This window comes from Zestomonas ipomoeae (genome assembly GCF_057128665.1).
In genome coordinates this window covers 73,821-88,912 of the sequence record NZ_JBSKHQ010000012.1, presented here as the reverse complement: position 1 = coordinate 88,912, position 15,092 = coordinate 73,821, and the positions used below count along the sequence as shown (strand labels likewise).

Annotated in this window: 16 protein-coding genes; 9 read left to right on the top strand and 7 right to left on the bottom strand. The window is 64.9% G+C overall.

All coding sequences use genetic code 11. The annotated features are described in order from the left end of the window. The first annotated feature begins 63 nt into the window (after window positions 1-63). From ACWKV7_RS14365 to ACWKV7_RS14340, 6 genes are all read left to right on the top strand, one after another. A complete protein-coding gene (locus ACWKV7_RS14365) occupies window positions 64-1,053 on the top strand; it encodes an ABC transporter ATP-binding protein (RefSeq protein WP_483858363.1) in 990 nt (329 codons plus the stop codon). Further along, window positions 1,053-1,706 carry an HAD family hydrolase gene (locus ACWKV7_RS14360; RefSeq protein ID WP_483858362.1) on the top strand — a complete coding sequence of 218 codons (654 nt, stop codon included), beginning with the start codon at window positions 1,053-1,055 and terminating at the stop codon, window positions 1,704-1,706. The genes ACWKV7_RS14365 and ACWKV7_RS14360 overlap by 1 nt, the downstream gene beginning before the upstream one ends. 95 nt (window positions 1,707-1,801) lie before the next feature. After that, window positions 1,802-2,407, top strand: coding sequence for a hypothetical protein (locus ACWKV7_RS14355; protein ID WP_483858361.1), 606 nt, complete (start codon window positions 1,802-1,804; stop codon window positions 2,405-2,407). 81 nt (window positions 2,408-2,488) lie between these two features. Beyond that, a complete protein-coding gene (gene bla, locus ACWKV7_RS14350) occupies window positions 2,489-3,262 on the top strand; it encodes a subclass B1 metallo-beta-lactamase (protein ID WP_483858360.1) in 774 nt (257 codons plus the stop codon). Between the two features lie 43 nt (window positions 3,263-3,305). Continuing rightward, window positions 3,306-4,214 (top strand): alpha/beta hydrolase, encoded by a 909-nt coding sequence (locus ACWKV7_RS14345; RefSeq protein WP_483858359.1) that lies wholly within the window; start codon window positions 3,306-3,308, stop codon window positions 4,212-4,214. Window positions 4,215-4,308: 94 nt separating this feature from the next. Continuing rightward, entirely contained in the window at window positions 4,309-4,887 is a 579-nt protein-coding gene (locus ACWKV7_RS14340; protein WP_483858358.1) for a DUF2239 family protein, read from the top strand. A 59-nt stretch (window positions 4,888-4,946) separates the two neighbouring features. On the opposite strand, the gene ahpF is transcribed toward ACWKV7_RS14340, so the two are convergent. From ahpF to ACWKV7_RS14325, 3 genes are all read right to left on the bottom strand, one after another. Continuing rightward, window positions 4,947-6,503, bottom strand: a complete 1,557-nt coding sequence (gene ahpF / locus ACWKV7_RS14335) for an alkyl hydroperoxide reductase subunit F (RefSeq protein ID WP_483858357.1) — start codon at window positions 6,501-6,503, stop codon at window positions 4,947-4,949. Between the two features lie 109 nt (window positions 6,504-6,612). Continuing rightward, window positions 6,613-7,176, bottom strand: coding sequence for an alkyl hydroperoxide reductase subunit C (gene ahpC / locus ACWKV7_RS14330; protein WP_483858356.1), 564 nt, complete (start codon window positions 7,174-7,176; stop codon window positions 6,613-6,615). 146 nt (window positions 7,177-7,322) lie between these two features. Further along, on the bottom strand, window positions 7,323-8,285 hold the full coding sequence (locus ACWKV7_RS14325) for an NAD(P)H-quinone oxidoreductase (protein ID WP_483858355.1): 963 nt from the start codon (window positions 8,283-8,285) through the stop codon (window positions 7,323-7,325). A 113-nt stretch (window positions 8,286-8,398) separates the two neighbouring features. Between ACWKV7_RS14325 and ACWKV7_RS14320 the strand changes: the two genes are divergently transcribed. Together ACWKV7_RS14320 and ACWKV7_RS14315 are read left to right on the top strand one after the other, a co-directional pair. Beyond that, entirely contained in the window at window positions 8,399-10,483 is a 2,085-nt protein-coding gene (locus ACWKV7_RS14320) for a carboxy terminal-processing peptidase (protein WP_483858354.1), read from the top strand. 100 nt (window positions 10,484-10,583) lie between these two features. Further along, a complete protein-coding gene (locus ACWKV7_RS14315) occupies window positions 10,584-12,335 on the top strand; it encodes a bifunctional diguanylate cyclase/phosphodiesterase (RefSeq protein ID WP_483858353.1) in 1,752 nt (583 codons plus the stop codon). A 9-nt stretch (window positions 12,336-12,344) separates the two neighbouring features. Here ACWKV7_RS14315 and ACWKV7_RS14310 read toward each other — a convergent pair whose 3' ends face one another. From ACWKV7_RS14310 to ACWKV7_RS14300, 3 genes are read right to left on the bottom strand one after another with little or no spacing between them, the layout of a single operon-like run. Then, entirely contained in the window at window positions 12,345-12,776 is a 432-nt protein-coding gene (locus tag ACWKV7_RS14310; protein ID WP_483858434.1) for an SEL1-like repeat protein, read from the bottom strand. Window positions 12,777-12,811: 35 nt separating this feature from the next. After that, complete coding sequence (locus ACWKV7_RS14305; protein WP_483858352.1) at window positions 12,812-13,177, bottom strand: hypothetical protein; 366 nt, start codon at window positions 13,175-13,177, stop codon at window positions 12,812-12,814. After that, on the bottom strand, window positions 13,174-13,491 hold the full coding sequence (locus tag ACWKV7_RS14300; protein WP_483858351.1) for a helix-turn-helix domain-containing protein: 318 nt from the start codon (window positions 13,489-13,491) through the stop codon (window positions 13,174-13,176). The genes ACWKV7_RS14305 and ACWKV7_RS14300 overlap by 4 nt, the downstream gene beginning before the upstream one ends. Before the next feature lie 221 nt (window positions 13,492-13,712). Here ACWKV7_RS14300 and ACWKV7_RS14295 point away from each other — a divergent pair, with 221 nt between their 5' ends. Further along, window positions 13,713-14,375, top strand: coding sequence for a substrate-binding periplasmic protein (locus tag ACWKV7_RS14295; protein WP_483858433.1), 663 nt, complete (start codon window positions 13,713-13,715; stop codon window positions 14,373-14,375). Here ACWKV7_RS14295 and ACWKV7_RS14290 read toward each other — a convergent pair. Next, a complete protein-coding gene (locus ACWKV7_RS14290) occupies window positions 14,360-14,812 on the bottom strand; it encodes a YkvA family protein (RefSeq protein WP_483858350.1) in 453 nt (150 codons plus the stop codon). The genes ACWKV7_RS14295 and ACWKV7_RS14290 overlap by 16 nt on opposite strands. Window positions 14,813-15,092 lie beyond the last annotated feature (280 nt).

Genomic DNA, 15,092 nt, shown 5'->3' with positions numbered 1-15,092 from the left:
GGCGCTGCTTGTGGCGGGTGGCACCTGCCCTGCGAGCGGACCGACTTTTCGCAAGGACATCCCATGAGCTTCCTGAGCATCCAAGGCCTGCACAAGCGCTACGGCAGCACGCCGATCTTCCGCGACATCCATTGCGAGATCGAACAAGGCGAGTTCGTCACCCTGCTGGGACCCTCGGGTTGCGGCAAATCCACCCTGTTGCGCTGCATCGCCGGCCTGACCGAAGTGGACGGCGGGCAGATCCTGCTCGACGGCCAGAACCTGGTGCCGCTCTCCCCGCAGAAGCGCGGCATCGGCATGGTATTCCAGAGCTATGCGCTGTTCCCCAACATGACCGTGCAGCAGAACGTCGCCTTCGGGCTGCGCATGCAGAAGGTCGCGTCGGCGGAAATGAGCAAGCGCGTCGACGAAGCACTGGAGCTGGTGGAACTGCGCGAGTTCGCCGGGCGCTATCCGAGCCAGCTGTCCGGTGGCCAATGCCAGCGCGTGGCCCTGGCACGCTCCCTGGTGACCCGCCCGCGCCTGCTGCTACTCGACGAGCCGCTGTCGGCGCTGGATGCGCGCATCCGCAAGCACCTGCGCGAGCAGATCCGGCAGATTCAGCAGGAGTTGAACCTGACGACGATCTTCGTCACCCATGACCAGGAAGAAGCCCTGGTGCTGTCCGACCGCATCTGCCTGATGAACGCCGGGCAGATCGTGCAAAGCGGCGATGCCGAAACCCTCTACACCGCGCCGGTGGACGCCTTCGCCGCCGGTTTCATCGGCAACTACAACCTGCTCGATGCCGATGCCGCCAGCCGCCTGCTGCTGCGGCCGGTGCACAGCCGCATCGCCATTCGTCCCGAGGCGATTCGCGTCGAGCAGGCCGGCGCCATTGCCGCCGAAGTGCGCGGCCACAGCCTGCTCGGCAACGTGATCCGCTATCGCGTGGAGGCCAACGGCGTGGAACTGCTGGTGGATGTGCTCAATCGCTCCGAACAGGACCTGCTCGGCAAAGGCGAGTGCATCGGCCTGAGCATCGACGCCACCGCCATTCGCGAGGTGGCCTGATGGCGCTGGCGATCTTCGATCTCGACGAAACCCTGATCGCCGGCGATTGCGCCAGCCTGTGGAGCCAGGAAATGGCAAAGCTGGGCTGGGTCGACGCCGAGTCCTTCCTGCGCAAGGATGCCGAGCTGATGGCCGAGTACGCCTTCGGCCGGCTGGCGATGGAGGACTACATGGCCTTCAGCCTGGAGCCCCTGGTGGGCCGCACGGCCGAAGAGGTGGCCTTCGTTGTCGAGCCCTTCGTCGAAGAGGTCATCGAACCGCTGATCTACAGCGATGCCACCCGCTGCCTCGCCGAGCATCGCGCCGCCGGCGACCGCCTCCTGGTCATTTCCGCCTCGGCGCACTTCCTGGTCAGCGCCATTGCCGCGCGCCTGGGCATCGACGACGTGCTGGCCATCGACCTGGAGCAGAGCCACGGCTGTTTCAGCGGTCGCACGCACGGTGTACTCACCTACCGAGAGGGCAAGGTGAAGCGCCTGCAAGCCTGGCTTGCCGAGCACGGCGAGCGGCTCGCCGGGGCCTACTTCTACTCCGACTCGCGCAATGACCTGCCGCTGTTGCGGCAGGTCGAGCATCCACGCGCGGTCAATCCCGACCCGGTATTGCGCGAGCAGGCACAGCAAGCCGGCTGGCCGATCCTCGAATGGCGGTGACCTCGCTGCGAAGTAGCGCCAAATGGCGCTCGGCATGCCGCCGGAGGTTTGGCTAGAGTAGCGCCACCATACCTCCCCACCGAGCGTCGCCTGCGATGAAACCTGCATTGCCCCTGCTGCTCTGCTGCCTGGCCCATGTGTCCGGCAGCCTCGCCGCGTCTCCCGACTGGACGGCCCAATGTTCACTCGCCGGGCAGCCGTTCCAGGTAGCGTTCACGTCAGCCTCGGGCGATGCCTTCCAGGACGACATGCAGGTCAGCCTGCTGAGCAACGGCTCCGAACGGGCGTTGGCGATTCCCCCGGCGCTCTACCATGCGAGCGGCGCCGCCTCCAATGCCGTCGGCCTGTGCGCCGGGGACGGCGACGGCTACTCCGCCGCGCTGACCGCGCACCATGTCGGCGACCAGCAAGTATTGCTGTGGCTGCGCAAGGACGGTCGCCCATCCTTCGACACCCTCAGCCTGGCGCTGGTGGATATCGGAAACGGCACGCTCGTCGACTACCGGGATACCCGGCGGGAGATCAAGGACAGCGACGGCTCCCAGCGTCTGACCATTCGCCAGGACGCCAACGGCTTCCGGGTTCGCCTGGTCAACGAATGGCTGCAAGACACCGGCACCGACTCGGCCGAGAACGCCATCGAGGCCTGGCTGCCGGTCTCCGTCAGCTCGGGCAAAATCCATATCGGGCCCGCCGAATAATACGCGCCGAACCCGGCGCGTGTTTTCCGGTCTGAGTGCCGCCCACGACGGGCATCCCTTCATACACAAGTAGTCCTCGCCATGCTCAAACCACTCGCCTTGCTCTGCCTGCTACTGCCTCTGCCCCTGACCGGCGCCGCAACCGAACCCAGCCAGCCCAGCCCGGACGTCATCCAGCTGACTGCCGACATCCAGGTACGCCCGCTGAGCGAGGGCGTGTGGCTGAATACCTGGACAGCGGAAATCGACGGCTGGGGCCTGGTCTCATCCAACGGACTGATCGTCGCGTCCGCTGGCGAATCCCTGATGATCGATACCCCCGGCGATGACGCGCGCACGGAGCGCCTGCTCGCCTGGGCCCGCGACACGCTCAAGGCGCCGGTACGCCAGGCGATCGTCACCCATGCCCACTTCGACCGTATCGGCGGTATCGCCGCCCTGAAGCGCGCTGGCGTCACCACCTACGCGCTACCGCTGACCGCCGACCTGGCAGCCGCGCAGGAGCGGCCCCGTCCGGATGTGCTGCTGGAGCCGGACCAGGCGATAACAGTGGGCAAGCGCAGCGTACGCACCTTCTTCCCCGGCGGCGGCCATACGCCGGACAACCTGGTGGTCTGGCTGGATGACGAAAAGCTGCTCTATGGCGGCTGTTTCATCAAGGACGAACATGCCGCTTCCATCGGCAATCTGGGTGACGCTGTGGTGCAGCAATGGCCGCAATCGCTGGCACGCACCCAGCAGCGTTTTCCGCTGATGAAGGTGGTTGTGCCCGGTCATGGCCCATTGAGCAGCCCCCAGGCCCTGGCACATACCCTGGAACTTCTGCAGGCTCGCGAGGCGAGCGCCAAACGCTGACCGGCAAGGCACCGCATGCGGCCATCCCCGTGAGGAGATCAGGATGAAAGACACTACCCGTTGGACTCGCTACCTGTTTCTACCCCTGCTCCTCACCCTGGCCTGGCAAACCGCCGCTGCCGGCCCTCTGCGCGAACGCCTGCAGGAGCGCCGGCAGCCCGAGTCCATGCGCGTGCTGCGCGACGTCGCTTACGGCAGCGACGCCCGGCAGCGCTATGACGTCCACCTGCCGGCCAACGCCAAAGCCGCACCGATCATCCTGATGGTGCATGGCGGCGGTTGGGCCCGTGGCGATAAAAGCATGCGCTCGGTGATCCACAACAAGGCGGCGCGCTGGGTCGCCAAAGGCTTCGTACTCGTTTCCACCAACTACCGCTTGCTGCCGGAAGCGGACCCTCTGCAACAGGCTGGCGATATCGCACGGGCGCTGGCGGCGGTGCAAGGCCAAGCCAGCTCCTGGGGCGCCGACCCGGCCAAAGTCATCCTGATGGGCCATTCGGCCGGCGCCCATCTGGTCGCCCTGCTCGCCACCGATGAATCTCTCTCGACCGGAATTGTAAGCACGCCCTGGCTGGGCACCGTCGCCCTGGATAGCGCGACCCTGGACGTCGAAGCGACCATGCAGGGCGACCATATGTCCCTGCACGACCGCGCCTTCGGCAGCGACCCGGCATTCTGGAGTTCCGTCTCCCCCTATCGCGCCGTGTCCGCCACAGCCCGGCCGATACTGGCGGTCTGCTCCAGCCGCCGCGACGACGCCTGCCCGCAAGCCCGCAGCTTCGTGGAGAAGGCCAGGTCGCTCGGCGCAAAAGCAGAAATCCTGGAACAGGATCTCTCCCATCGGGAAATCAACCAGAGCCTGGGCGATGATTCGGCCTATACGGCGCAGGTCGAGGCCTTCATGGCCGGGCTCGATCCGACGGTCGCCGGTCTGCTCGGTGCTACGCGCTGATTGGGCAAGCCTGTCGATTATTTTTACCCGGACTCAATTGACAGCCATTTTTATCCGGGTAAATTATCGCAATCTCACCCAAGGAGCTTGCGCCATGAATTCTCCCGCCTGGATCGCCTTCGCCCATACCACCTGCGTCGCCGCGGGAACGCCGCGGCAGGTGGCGGAGCAGGTCAAGCGCTTTACCGATGACCACGCCGAGGCCGTGCTGGTCTTCGATGCGGTCAGCAGTCGCCCGGTGGAGCTGGACTTGCGCGGCGGCGTCGAGGACGTACTCGCGCGCCTGCCCGCCGACAGCCCGGGAGCCGAGCCGCCGCGCGCTCGGGGCCGCCCCAGACTGGGGGTAGTAGCGCGCGAAGTGACCCTGCTGCCCAGGCACTGGGAGTGGTTGGCCGAGCAGCCGGGCGGCGCCTCGGTGGCACTGCGCAAGCTGGTCGAGCAAGCCCAGCGGGCCGGTCGCGGCAGCGACCGGGCGCGACTCGCGCAGGAGTCGGCCTATCGCTTCATGAACGCCATTGCCGGCAACCTGCCAGGCTACGAGGAAGCCACTCGCGCCCTGTTCGCCGGAGACCTGGCGCGCCTGCAAGCGTGCGTCGGCGACTGGCCGCGGGATGTGCGCGAACACACCCTGTCACTGGCCGCGGCGAGCGACGACCAGGCGCCGGAGGCATAGGCGCAAACAAAAAAACGGCTGTCCCGGGACAGCCGTTTCATTTGCAGCGCGATGCTGATTCAGAGGGTGCGGATCAGATGATCGAAGGCTGAAAGCGAAGCCTTGGCCCCCTCGCCCACGGCGATCACGATCTGCTTGTATGGCACCGTGGTCACGTCGCCGGCGGCGAACACGCCGGGGATGTTGGTCTGGCCCTTGGCGTCGACGACGATCTCGCCACGCGGGGTCAGTTCCACCACGCCCTTCAACCAGTCGCTGTTGGGTAGCAGACCGATCTGCACGAAGATGCCTTCCAGCTCGACGGTGTGCAGCTCGTCGCTGGCGCGGTCCTTGTAGACCAGGCCGGTGACCTTCTGCCCGTCACCCTTCACCTCGGTGGTCAGCGCACTCTTGATCACCCGCACGTTCGGCAGGCTGTTCAGCTTGTTCTGCAGCACCGCATCGGCCCGCAGCTTGTCGTCGAACTCGATCAGCGTGACCTGGGCGACGATGCCGGCCAGGTCGATGGCCGCTTCCACGCCAGAGTTGCCGCCGCCGATCACCGCCACGCGCTTGCCCTTGAACAGCGGGCCGTCGCAGTGCGGGCAGTAGGCGACGCCACGGCCGCGGTATTCCTGCTCGCCCGGCACGTTCATCTCGCGCCAGCGGGCTCCGGTGGCGAGGATGACGGTCTTGGCCTTCAGCGAGGCGCCGCTGTCGAAGCGCACTTCATGCAGCTCGCCGGCGGCCTTGGCTGGAATCAACGCGCTGGCCCGCTGCAAATTCATGATGTCCACGTCGTACTGCTTGACGTGTTCTTCCAGGGCGCGGGCCAGCTTGGGGCCTTCGGTTTCCTGGACGGAGATGAAGTTCTCGATGGCCATGGTGTCCAACACCTGGCCACCGAAGCGCTCGGCGGCGACGCCAGTGCGGATGCCCTTGCGCGCAGCGTAGATGGCCGCGGAAGCGCCGGCCGGCCCACCGCCCACCACCAGCACGTCGAACGGCGGCTTGGCGCTGAGCTTCTCGGCCTCGCGAGCAGCGGCTCCGGTGTCGATCTTGGCGAGGATTTCTTCCACGCCCATGCGCCCCTGGCCGAACAGCTGGCCGTTCAGGTAGATGCTCGGCACCGACATGATCTGCCGCTCGCTCACCTCGTCCTGGAACAGCGCGCCGTCAATGGCGACGTGGCGGATATTGGGGTTGAGCACCGCCATCAGGTTCAGCGCCTGGACCACGTCCGGGCAGTTCTGGCAAGACAGCGAGAAATAGGTCTCGAAGCGGAAGTCGCCTTCGATATGTTTGATCTGCTCGATCGCCTCCGCGCCCAGCTTGGACGGATGCCCGCCGACCTGCAGCAGCGCCAGCACCAGGGAGGTGAATTCATGGCCCATGGGGATACCGGCGAAACGCAGGCCGATATCCGCCCCTGGGCGATTGAGAGAGAACGACGGCGTGCGGCTGTCCTGGCCGTCGGTCGTCAGGGTGATCTTGTCGGTCAGGCCGACGATGTCTTGCAAGAGCCCCAGCAGCTCGCGGGATTTGTCGCTGTCATCGAGGGACGCGACGATCTCGAACGGCTGGGTGACCTTCTCGAGATAGGCCTTCAACTGGGTTTTCAGAGTGGCGTCCAACATGACTGCGGTTTCCTGTACGAAGTGCGGAGAGACGAACGCCCGGATGGATCGCACCCGGGCGTTCGGGCATCTCGGGGCGCCGGGTCAGCGCCCTGGGACGTAGAGCGGTTTAGATCTTGCCGACCAGGTCCAGCGACGGTGCCAGGGTGGCTTCGCCTTCCTTCCACTTGGCCGGGCAGACTTCGCCCGGGTGGGCAGCGACATACTGGGCAGCCTTGACCTTGCGCAGCAGTTCGGAAGCGTCGCGGCCGATGCCGCCGGCGTTGATCTCGACGATCTGGATCTTGCCCTGCGGGTCGATGACGAAGGTGCCGCGGTCGGCCAGGCCGGCTTCTTCGATCATCACGCCGAAGTTGCGGGTGATCGTGCCGGTCGGGTCACCGATCAACGGGTACTGGATCTTGCCGATGGTCTCGGAAGTGTCATGCCAGGCCTTGTGGGTGAAGTGGGTGTCGGTGGACACACCATAGATCTCCACGCCCAGCTTCTGGAACTCGGCGTAGTTGTCGGCCAGGTCGCCCAGCTCGGTCGGGCAGACGAAGGTGAAGTCGGCCGGGTAGAAGAACACCACGGACCACTTCCCCTTCAGATCGGCCTCGGTGACTTCGACGAAGCTGCCGTTGTGGTAGGCGGTGGCTTTGAAGGGTTTGACTTCGCTGTTGATATAGGACATTGGGATTCCTCGGGTGGGTTGAAAGTTGACCCGAGGAATCCTACTGGCCTATCGCTGAAAAACCTTATTGATTAAGGGCATGGTTTCGATTGGCGGACTCAATCGAACGCTCTAGCACGGGGCCGCAGCCCTTACACGGGGCCCGTTCAGACCAGATCGGGATCGACTACCAGGACCAGTTTGCCGGCCACCTGGTTGCTTTCCAGCGCGGCGAACGCAGCCTCGACGTCCTTGGCGGCGAATGTCTGCTCCAGTTGCGGCTTGAGCCGGCCTTCGGCGAACAGCGGCCAGACCTGTTGGCGCAACTCGGCGAGTACCTCGGCCTTGAACAGGTCGTCCCGATTGCGCAGCGTCGAGCCGATCAACTGCACCCGCTTGCCCAACACCTTGGCCAAGTCCAGCGTCGCCTCGCGCCCCCCCATCAGGCCGATCAGCACCCAGCGGCCATCCAAACCGACCAAGTCGAGATCGAGCGCCGCATAGGAGCCGCCGACCGGATCGAGAATCACGTCGAAGGGGGCGAAGTCCCGCAGGCTTTCCAGATCCACCTTGCGGATCACGCCGCCCTGGGCACCGAGCGCTTCGCAATAGGCAAGCCGCTCCGGCGAACCGACGCTGACCCAGCACGGGTTGCCGAAAGCCTTGCATAGCTGGATCGCCGCCGAGCCCACGCCGCTGGCGCCCGCGTGCAGCAACACCTTTTCCCCGGGCCGCAGCCGGGCGAGGTGGTAGAGATTGAGCCAGGCAGTGGCATACACCTCCGGCAGGGCCGCAGCCTCGACCAGCGACAGCCCGTCGGGTACCGGCAGCGCATGGCGGGCATCGATCACCACCTCCTCGGCCATGCCGCCGCCGGCGAGCAGGCAGCAGACGCGGTCGCCAACCCGCCAGGCGCTACCGGCCCCGACCTCGCTGACCACCCCGGCGCACTCCAGGCCGAGCACATCGCTGGCACCGGCCGGCGGCGGATAGAGACCGGCCCGCTGCAACAGATCGGCACGATTGAGTCCGGCGGCCGCCACCCGCACGCGAATCTGCCCGATGTCGCAAAGCGGCGCTGGGCGCTCGCCCCATTCCAGTCGTCCGTCTATGCCTTGCAATGCCTTCACGCTGCCTCCATAGTGCATTTGAACCGAAACCGCCGAAGAGCGTTGCCACGTCTGCCCGACGCTTCTCCTGACGGCCTACTATGCGTCATCACCTTCTGCACGTCGAATCCCGTATGAAGCGCTTTCTCTCTAGCACCACCCTTGCCTTCTTCGTCGCTTTCAGCGCCCTGCCGCTGGCCGCGAAGACCACTGCCCCGATCAACGGCGCCGACCTGCAGCCCGATCGCGAACAGGTGATCGCCAGCCTGAACGTCGTGGAATTGCTCAAGCGTCACCACTACAACAAGCCGCCGCTCAACGACGAGCGCTCGGTGAAAATCTACGAAGGCTACCTGAAGCTGCTCGACCCCTCGCGCAGCTACTTCACCGCCGCCGATATCGCGGAATTCGACAAGTGGCGTACCCAGTTCGACGACTTCCTCAAGAGCGGCAATCTCGAACCGGGCTTCGCCATCTACAAGCGCCATCTGCAGCGCCTGGGAGAACGTCTGGACTACGCCCTGGCCTTGCTGGAAAAAGGCGTGGATCAGTTCGACTTCACCGTCGACGAGGACCTGCTGGTCGACCGCGAGAACGCTCCCTGGGCCAGGGACAAAGCCGCGCTGGACGACCTCTGGCGCAAGCGCGTCAAGGATGAAGTGCTCCGTCTGAAGCTCGCCAAGAAAGAACCCAAGGCCATCCAGGAGCTGCTGGTCAAGCGCTACAAAAACCAGCTCAAGCGCCTCAAGCAGACCCGTGGCGAGGACATCTTCCAGGCCTATATCAACGCCTTCGCCCAGACCTACGATCCGCACACCAACTACCTGTCCCCGGACAACGCGGAGAACTTCGACATCAACATGAGCCTGTCCCTCGAGGGCATTGGCGCCGTCCTGCAAACCGACAGCGAGCACGTCAAGGTGGTGCGCCTGGTTCCGGCCGGCCCGGCGGAGAAAAGCAAGCAGCTCGCCCCGGCGGACAAGATCGTCGGCGTGGCCCAGGGCGATGACGAGATGGTCGACGTGATCGGCTGGCGACTGGACGAAGTGGTCAAGCTGATCCGCGGCCCGAAAGGCTCGCGCGTGCGGCTGGAAGTCATTCCCGCCAGCAACGCGCCGAACGACCAGAGCAGCAAGATCGTTTCCATCACCCGCGAAGCGGTGAAGCTGGAAGACCAGGCCGCGAAGAAATCGGTGCTCACGCTGACCCACGATGGCCGCGACTACAAACTCGGCGTCATCGAGGTCCCGGCGTTCTATCTGGACTTCAAGGCCTTCCGCGCCGGCGATCCGAACTACAAGAGCACCACCCGTGACGTGAAGCGCCTGCTCTCCGAGCTGGAAAAGGAAAAGGTCGACGGCGTGGTCATCGACCTGCGCAACAACGGCGGCGGCTCCCTGCAGGAAGCCACCGACCTGACCGGACTGTTCATCGACCAAGGGCCGACCGTACTGGTGCGCAACAGCGACGGCCGCGTCGACGTGCTGGCCGACGAGAACACCGGCGTTTACTACAGCGGTCCGCTGGCCGTGCTGGTCAACCGGCTGTCCGCCTCGGCCTCGGAAATCTTCGCCGGCGCCATGCAGGACTATCACCGCGCGCTGATCCTCGGCGGCCAGACCTTCGGCAAGGGCACCGTGCAGACCATCCAGCCGCTGAATCATGGCGAGCTGAAACTGACCCTGGCCAAGTTCTATCGTGTGTCGGGGCAGAGCACCCAGCATCAGGGAGTGATCCCGGACATCGAGTACCCGGCAGCGATGGACACCGCCGAGATCGGCGAAAGCGCCCTGCCCGAAGCCATGCCCTGGGACAGCATCCGCCCGGCGATCAAACCCGAGCTCGACCCGTTCAAGCCGTTCCTCGCCGAACTCAAGGCACGCCACGATTCGCGCACGCTGCAGAATCCGGACTTCGTCTTCACCCGCGAACGCCTGCTGCTCAGCCAGCAACTGATGGGCGAAACCACGGTGAGCCTCAACGAAGCCAAGCGCCGTGAACAGCAGGCCGCCATCGAGGCCAAGCAACTGGCGCTGGAGAACAACCGGCGCAAGGCCAAGGGCGAAGAGCAGCTGAAGGAGCTGAAGGCGCCGGACGAGGACGCCGTAGCCCTCGATGACGAGGACAAGGGCAAGCCGGAGGACGATGCCTTCCTGACCGAAAGCGGGCGCATCCTGATCGACTACCTGGGGCTCAACTCCGCGGTGGCCAAGCACTGAGGCCTCCATGACGCCGTCATGAAACCGTCACGCGCTTGTCGTGAAATGCAAAGGCCACCGATGTGGCCTTTTGCATTTTTGGCCTGCAGTCGAGACCACCATGACCGTCACCGAGCAGTTGAGCGCACTGGGTCTGATCCTCGCTCACGGCGACCTGAACAGCCTGTTCCAACCCATCGTGTCGCTATCCGAACGTCGCATCCTCGGCTACGAGGCGCTGACCCGCGGCCCCTCCAACAGCCCCCTGCATTCGCCGTTGACCCTGTTCGCCGTGGCTCGCCACGCAGGGCGCCTGAGCGAACTGGAAATGGCCTGTCGCAAACGCGCCTGCACCCGTTTCCATGAACTGCAGCTGGACGGCAAACTATTCCTCAATGTCTCGCCGGAATCCCTGCTCGATCCCGCCCACCAGCCAGGTCGCACCCTGCAGTTGCTGCAACGCTTCGGCATACCGCCGAGCCAGGTGGTGATCGAACTCACCGAGCAGTCGCCCACCGAAGACTTCACCCTGCTCGATACCGCCCTGCACCACTACCGCGCTATGGGCTTCTCCATCGCCCTCGACGACCTCGGCGCCGGCTACTCGAGCCTGCGTCTGTGGTCGGAGTTGCGCCCGGACTATGTGAAGATCGACCGGCATTTCATCGATGGCATTCATCAGGACTCGGTCAAGCGCGAGTTCGTTGGCTCCATTCTGCAGATGGCCAAGGCCTCGCGAGCCCAGGTGATCGCCGAGGGCATAGAGCTACCCGAAGAACTGGCAGTGCTCGCCGAGATGGGCATCGATCTGGTCCAAGGCTACCTGCTCGGCCGCCCGCAAGAACAACCGCCTCGGGATGCGCGCGCTGTGCTGCCGCGCCTCGGCGCCAGCGGCTCGGCGATGTCCGAAGAAGGCAGCGACCTCACCGCCCTGTTGATTGCCCAGCCGTCGGTCACCGACGACACGGCCATCGCCGACGTCCTGGAGGCATTCAGCGCCCAGGCCAACCTGAACTCCCTGGCGGTACTGGATACCCTTGGCCAGCCGGTCGGCATCGTGCATCGCCACTCGCTGTCGGAGGCGTTGCTCCGCCCCTTCGCCACCGATCTGTTCGCCCGCAAGCCAATCAGCCGTCTGATGAGCACGGACTTCCTCGCCGTGGAGATCGGCCAGTCGCTGCAACAGGTCAGCCGCCTGCTCACCAGCCGCGCCCGGCAGCGCATCGAAGAAGACTTCATCGTCACCCAGGGCGGGCGCTACCAGGGGCTGGGCCGGGTCATCGACGTGCTCAAGCTGATTACCGAGCAAAAGATCCAGCAGGCCCGCTATGCCAACCCGCTGACGCTGCTGCCTGGCAACGTGCCGATCCAGCAGTGCCTGACCCGCCTCCTGCAGCAAGGCCGCGACGCGGCGGTGTGCTATGTGGACATCGACAGCTTCAAGCCCTTCAACGACCTGTACGGCTATGCCAAGGGCGACGAGGTGCTACTGTGCCTGGCGCAGTGCCTGAACGAGCGGGTAGACCCCGCACGGGACTTCGTCGGCCATATCGGCGGGGACGATTTCATGCTGGTGCTCGGCTCCGCCGATTGGCGCAAGCGCCTGCATTTGCTGCTGGAGGATTTCCAGGGGCAATGTCGACGCTTCTATCGGGAAGAACACCTGCAAGCCGGTTGTTTCGTCTCGCACAACCGCCAGGGTCAGCGCGAAGAGTTTCCCCTGTTGTCGCTGTCCATCGGCGTGGTGACGCTGAAGGCCGAGGACGGCGGCCAGCTGGATGCCGGCAGACTGGCGGGCCTGGCATCGGAGGCCAAGCGCCACGCCAAGCATGTGCCTGGCTACAGCCTGCATGTGATGGAAGCGCTGCCCTAGCCCGGCGCGCTATAAGCCCAGTTGTTCGGCGACCGCCTGGTAATGACGCGCCTGCTGTTCGTCAACCGGCACGCCTGCAGCGCCTTGAAGGTAGAGGTCGGCCAATCGCCGGGCCGCCAGCGGGTGACCGTTCCGCGTCGCCAGGCGCCACCAGTGCGCGGCCTGCTCGCCGTCCGGCGGCAGGCTGACATCGCCGGCCAGACTGACCGCGCCCAATTGGTAGGCGGCCTTGGCGTCGCCTGCCTCGGCGGCCAGGCGCAACAAGCGTAATCCCTCGGCGCGCGCCCCAATACCCTGGCCGCGGAACAGCAGCAGATGGCCGTAGAAGCTCTGCGCCGGAACATCGCCGATGGCGGCCATGCGGGCAAACTGCCCCTGCATCCAATCCCAGGCACGCGGCTGGCTCACCAGCCAGCGCCAGGCCAGCAGCCGTCGAGCCATCAGATAGCCCAGACGGGCACGCCAGCGGCGCACCGTCAGGGCTCCTCGGGATAATCGTATTCGAACACCCGCGCGACCTCGGCGGCATGCCACGACGCTGCCGCAATGCCGTCGGGAGGACCGTCGAAGCGACCCAGACGAATCACGCAGTCGAAGAAACCGGTACGCGGGAGACGGCTGGCGCCCTGGCTGATCACCAACGAGCTGCGCAAGGGGCGCTCGCCGCGCACATCCAGCGCCGCCAGGTACTCGAGGGCAGCGGTCAGGGTCTGCATCGCTGGCGGCGGCAACTGCAGGCGCTCGATCAGCGCCCGATAGGTCAGCAGATGGCGCTGGCGGCGGGCATCGTCCAACTCGTCGAGCAAGGCTTGCCAATGCTGGCGGCTGATACGCGCACTCAAGACTCGGACTCCCACCCGGCGACCCCCAAGGCATGGGCCAGGGCCCGCAGGATTGCCGCATCCGGCTGGCGCTCGCCATTCTCGATCAAACCCAGGTATACCGGGCTGATGCCTACGGCACGCGCCAATTGTTCGAGGGTCAGCCCCTGCGCCTCACGCAGCGAGCCTAGTTGGGCAAGCGCCGGCAACGCCTCGGGAGTGGTTGCCGGAGCTGAGGTATCACGACCGGCGGCCTGCAATAGAGCCTGGTATTCGGCCCAAGGCAAGACTGCATATTCCGCTTCGCCATCGCGCATGATCACTTGCACGTTCATTGCAAATCTCCGTGGAGCCTAGTGCCGACCACAACGGCACTTCCTTGCTGACCGCCATCTTATCAGGCGCTTGCCGGGGGCGGTCTATACTAGCCAGGCGTTACCGCATGGTCGGCCCGGGGGAGTCTTGTTTGCATAGACTGTTGGCAATCGCATTCGGCTTCGCCGCCACGCTGGTCAATGCCGCCGACTTGCGCTGGGGCTTCGGCCCGAGTGATGGCATGCCTTACGTCGACGTGCGCGACCACCAGTTGCTCGGCGGCTTCACCCGCCGCCTTGGGGAGCAGGTTGGCGAACGCCTCGGCGTCACCACGCAATTCATCGAAACGCCGAACAAGCGCCTGGAAGCCTTTCTCCAGCAAGGCCAGATTCATCTGATCTGCAATGCGAATCCCGAATGGGTCGCGGATCCCCGTCGCTACCATTGGTCACCGGCGCTGTTCGACGAAGAGGACGTGCTGCTCCAGTCACTCGATACAACGCCGATATCGGACCTGGCCGCGCTGCACGGCAAGTCGCTCGGCACCAGCCTCGGTTTCATCTATTCGCTGCCGCTGATGGAGGCCTTCGCCCGTGGCGATGTACTGCGGGTCGATGCCCACGATCTCAATACCCGCATGCGTTTGGTCAGCAAACGTCGCCTCGATGCGCTGATCGACATGCGCCGCGCACTCGACTACGAACTGGCGCGGAATCCGGAATTGCCGCTGCGGTTCAGCCCCTGGATCGTGCAGCGCTACAGCATGCACTGCGCCTACGGCCAGCACTTGCCGGTGAGCGCCGAGCGCCTGGATGGAATTCTCCTGCAATTGCGCAACCAGGGCCTCATCGCCAGCCTGCTGGACCAGGCACCCGGCAACTTGAAGGCTCAGCGCAGCAACTGATCGTCCGACTCCACTCGATCGGCGGGCGGCAAGCGCTCGATAACCCGCAGCCGCTCCGGGGATTGCATGGCGCGCCAATGGCGAAAGGCATCCAGCTCACCCTCCCAGGTGCGCACTATCCAGGCCAGCACGGCCAGGTCATCGAGCAGGCCGACCGCCAGCAGCCAGTCGGGTATAGCGTCCATTGGCGAAAGGAAATAGAGCAGGCCCGCCACCGCGGCAAGCAATGCCTGGGTGCTGATCGCGCGATACTCACCTCGCCACCAGGCCACACACAGCGCCTGCAACAGACGCAGATTGTCCTTGAGCCCACGAAGCTGGCCGCCCTTGCGTGCTCCCTTGCGCGCCACGGCGAGCAGCAACGCGGGCAGTCGTCCCTGCACGAGCATGCGCTGTGCCAGAGGCAAGTAACGGGAGAATTTCCAGGGCGCTTTCATGAAGTCTCCTCGGTAACCCGCGTCATCAGTGGGCTCATCGAGGTTATCCACCAAAGCTGTGGATAACCTTGTGAACAGATTCTGGATGAGCGTAGCAAAGGCCCGGTTTACGCGGCCTGAACTCAGATCGGGCATTTTTTGCCCACCCAAGAAATTCCTATTAAATCAATAGGTTAAATGAACAGGTAAATGCCGGTCGACTGGCCTTGCATGCCTTGCGGTTCGTCATCTGTCAATGTGCATAACCGTAACACCTTGACGATTCCCCTCCCTCATTGGG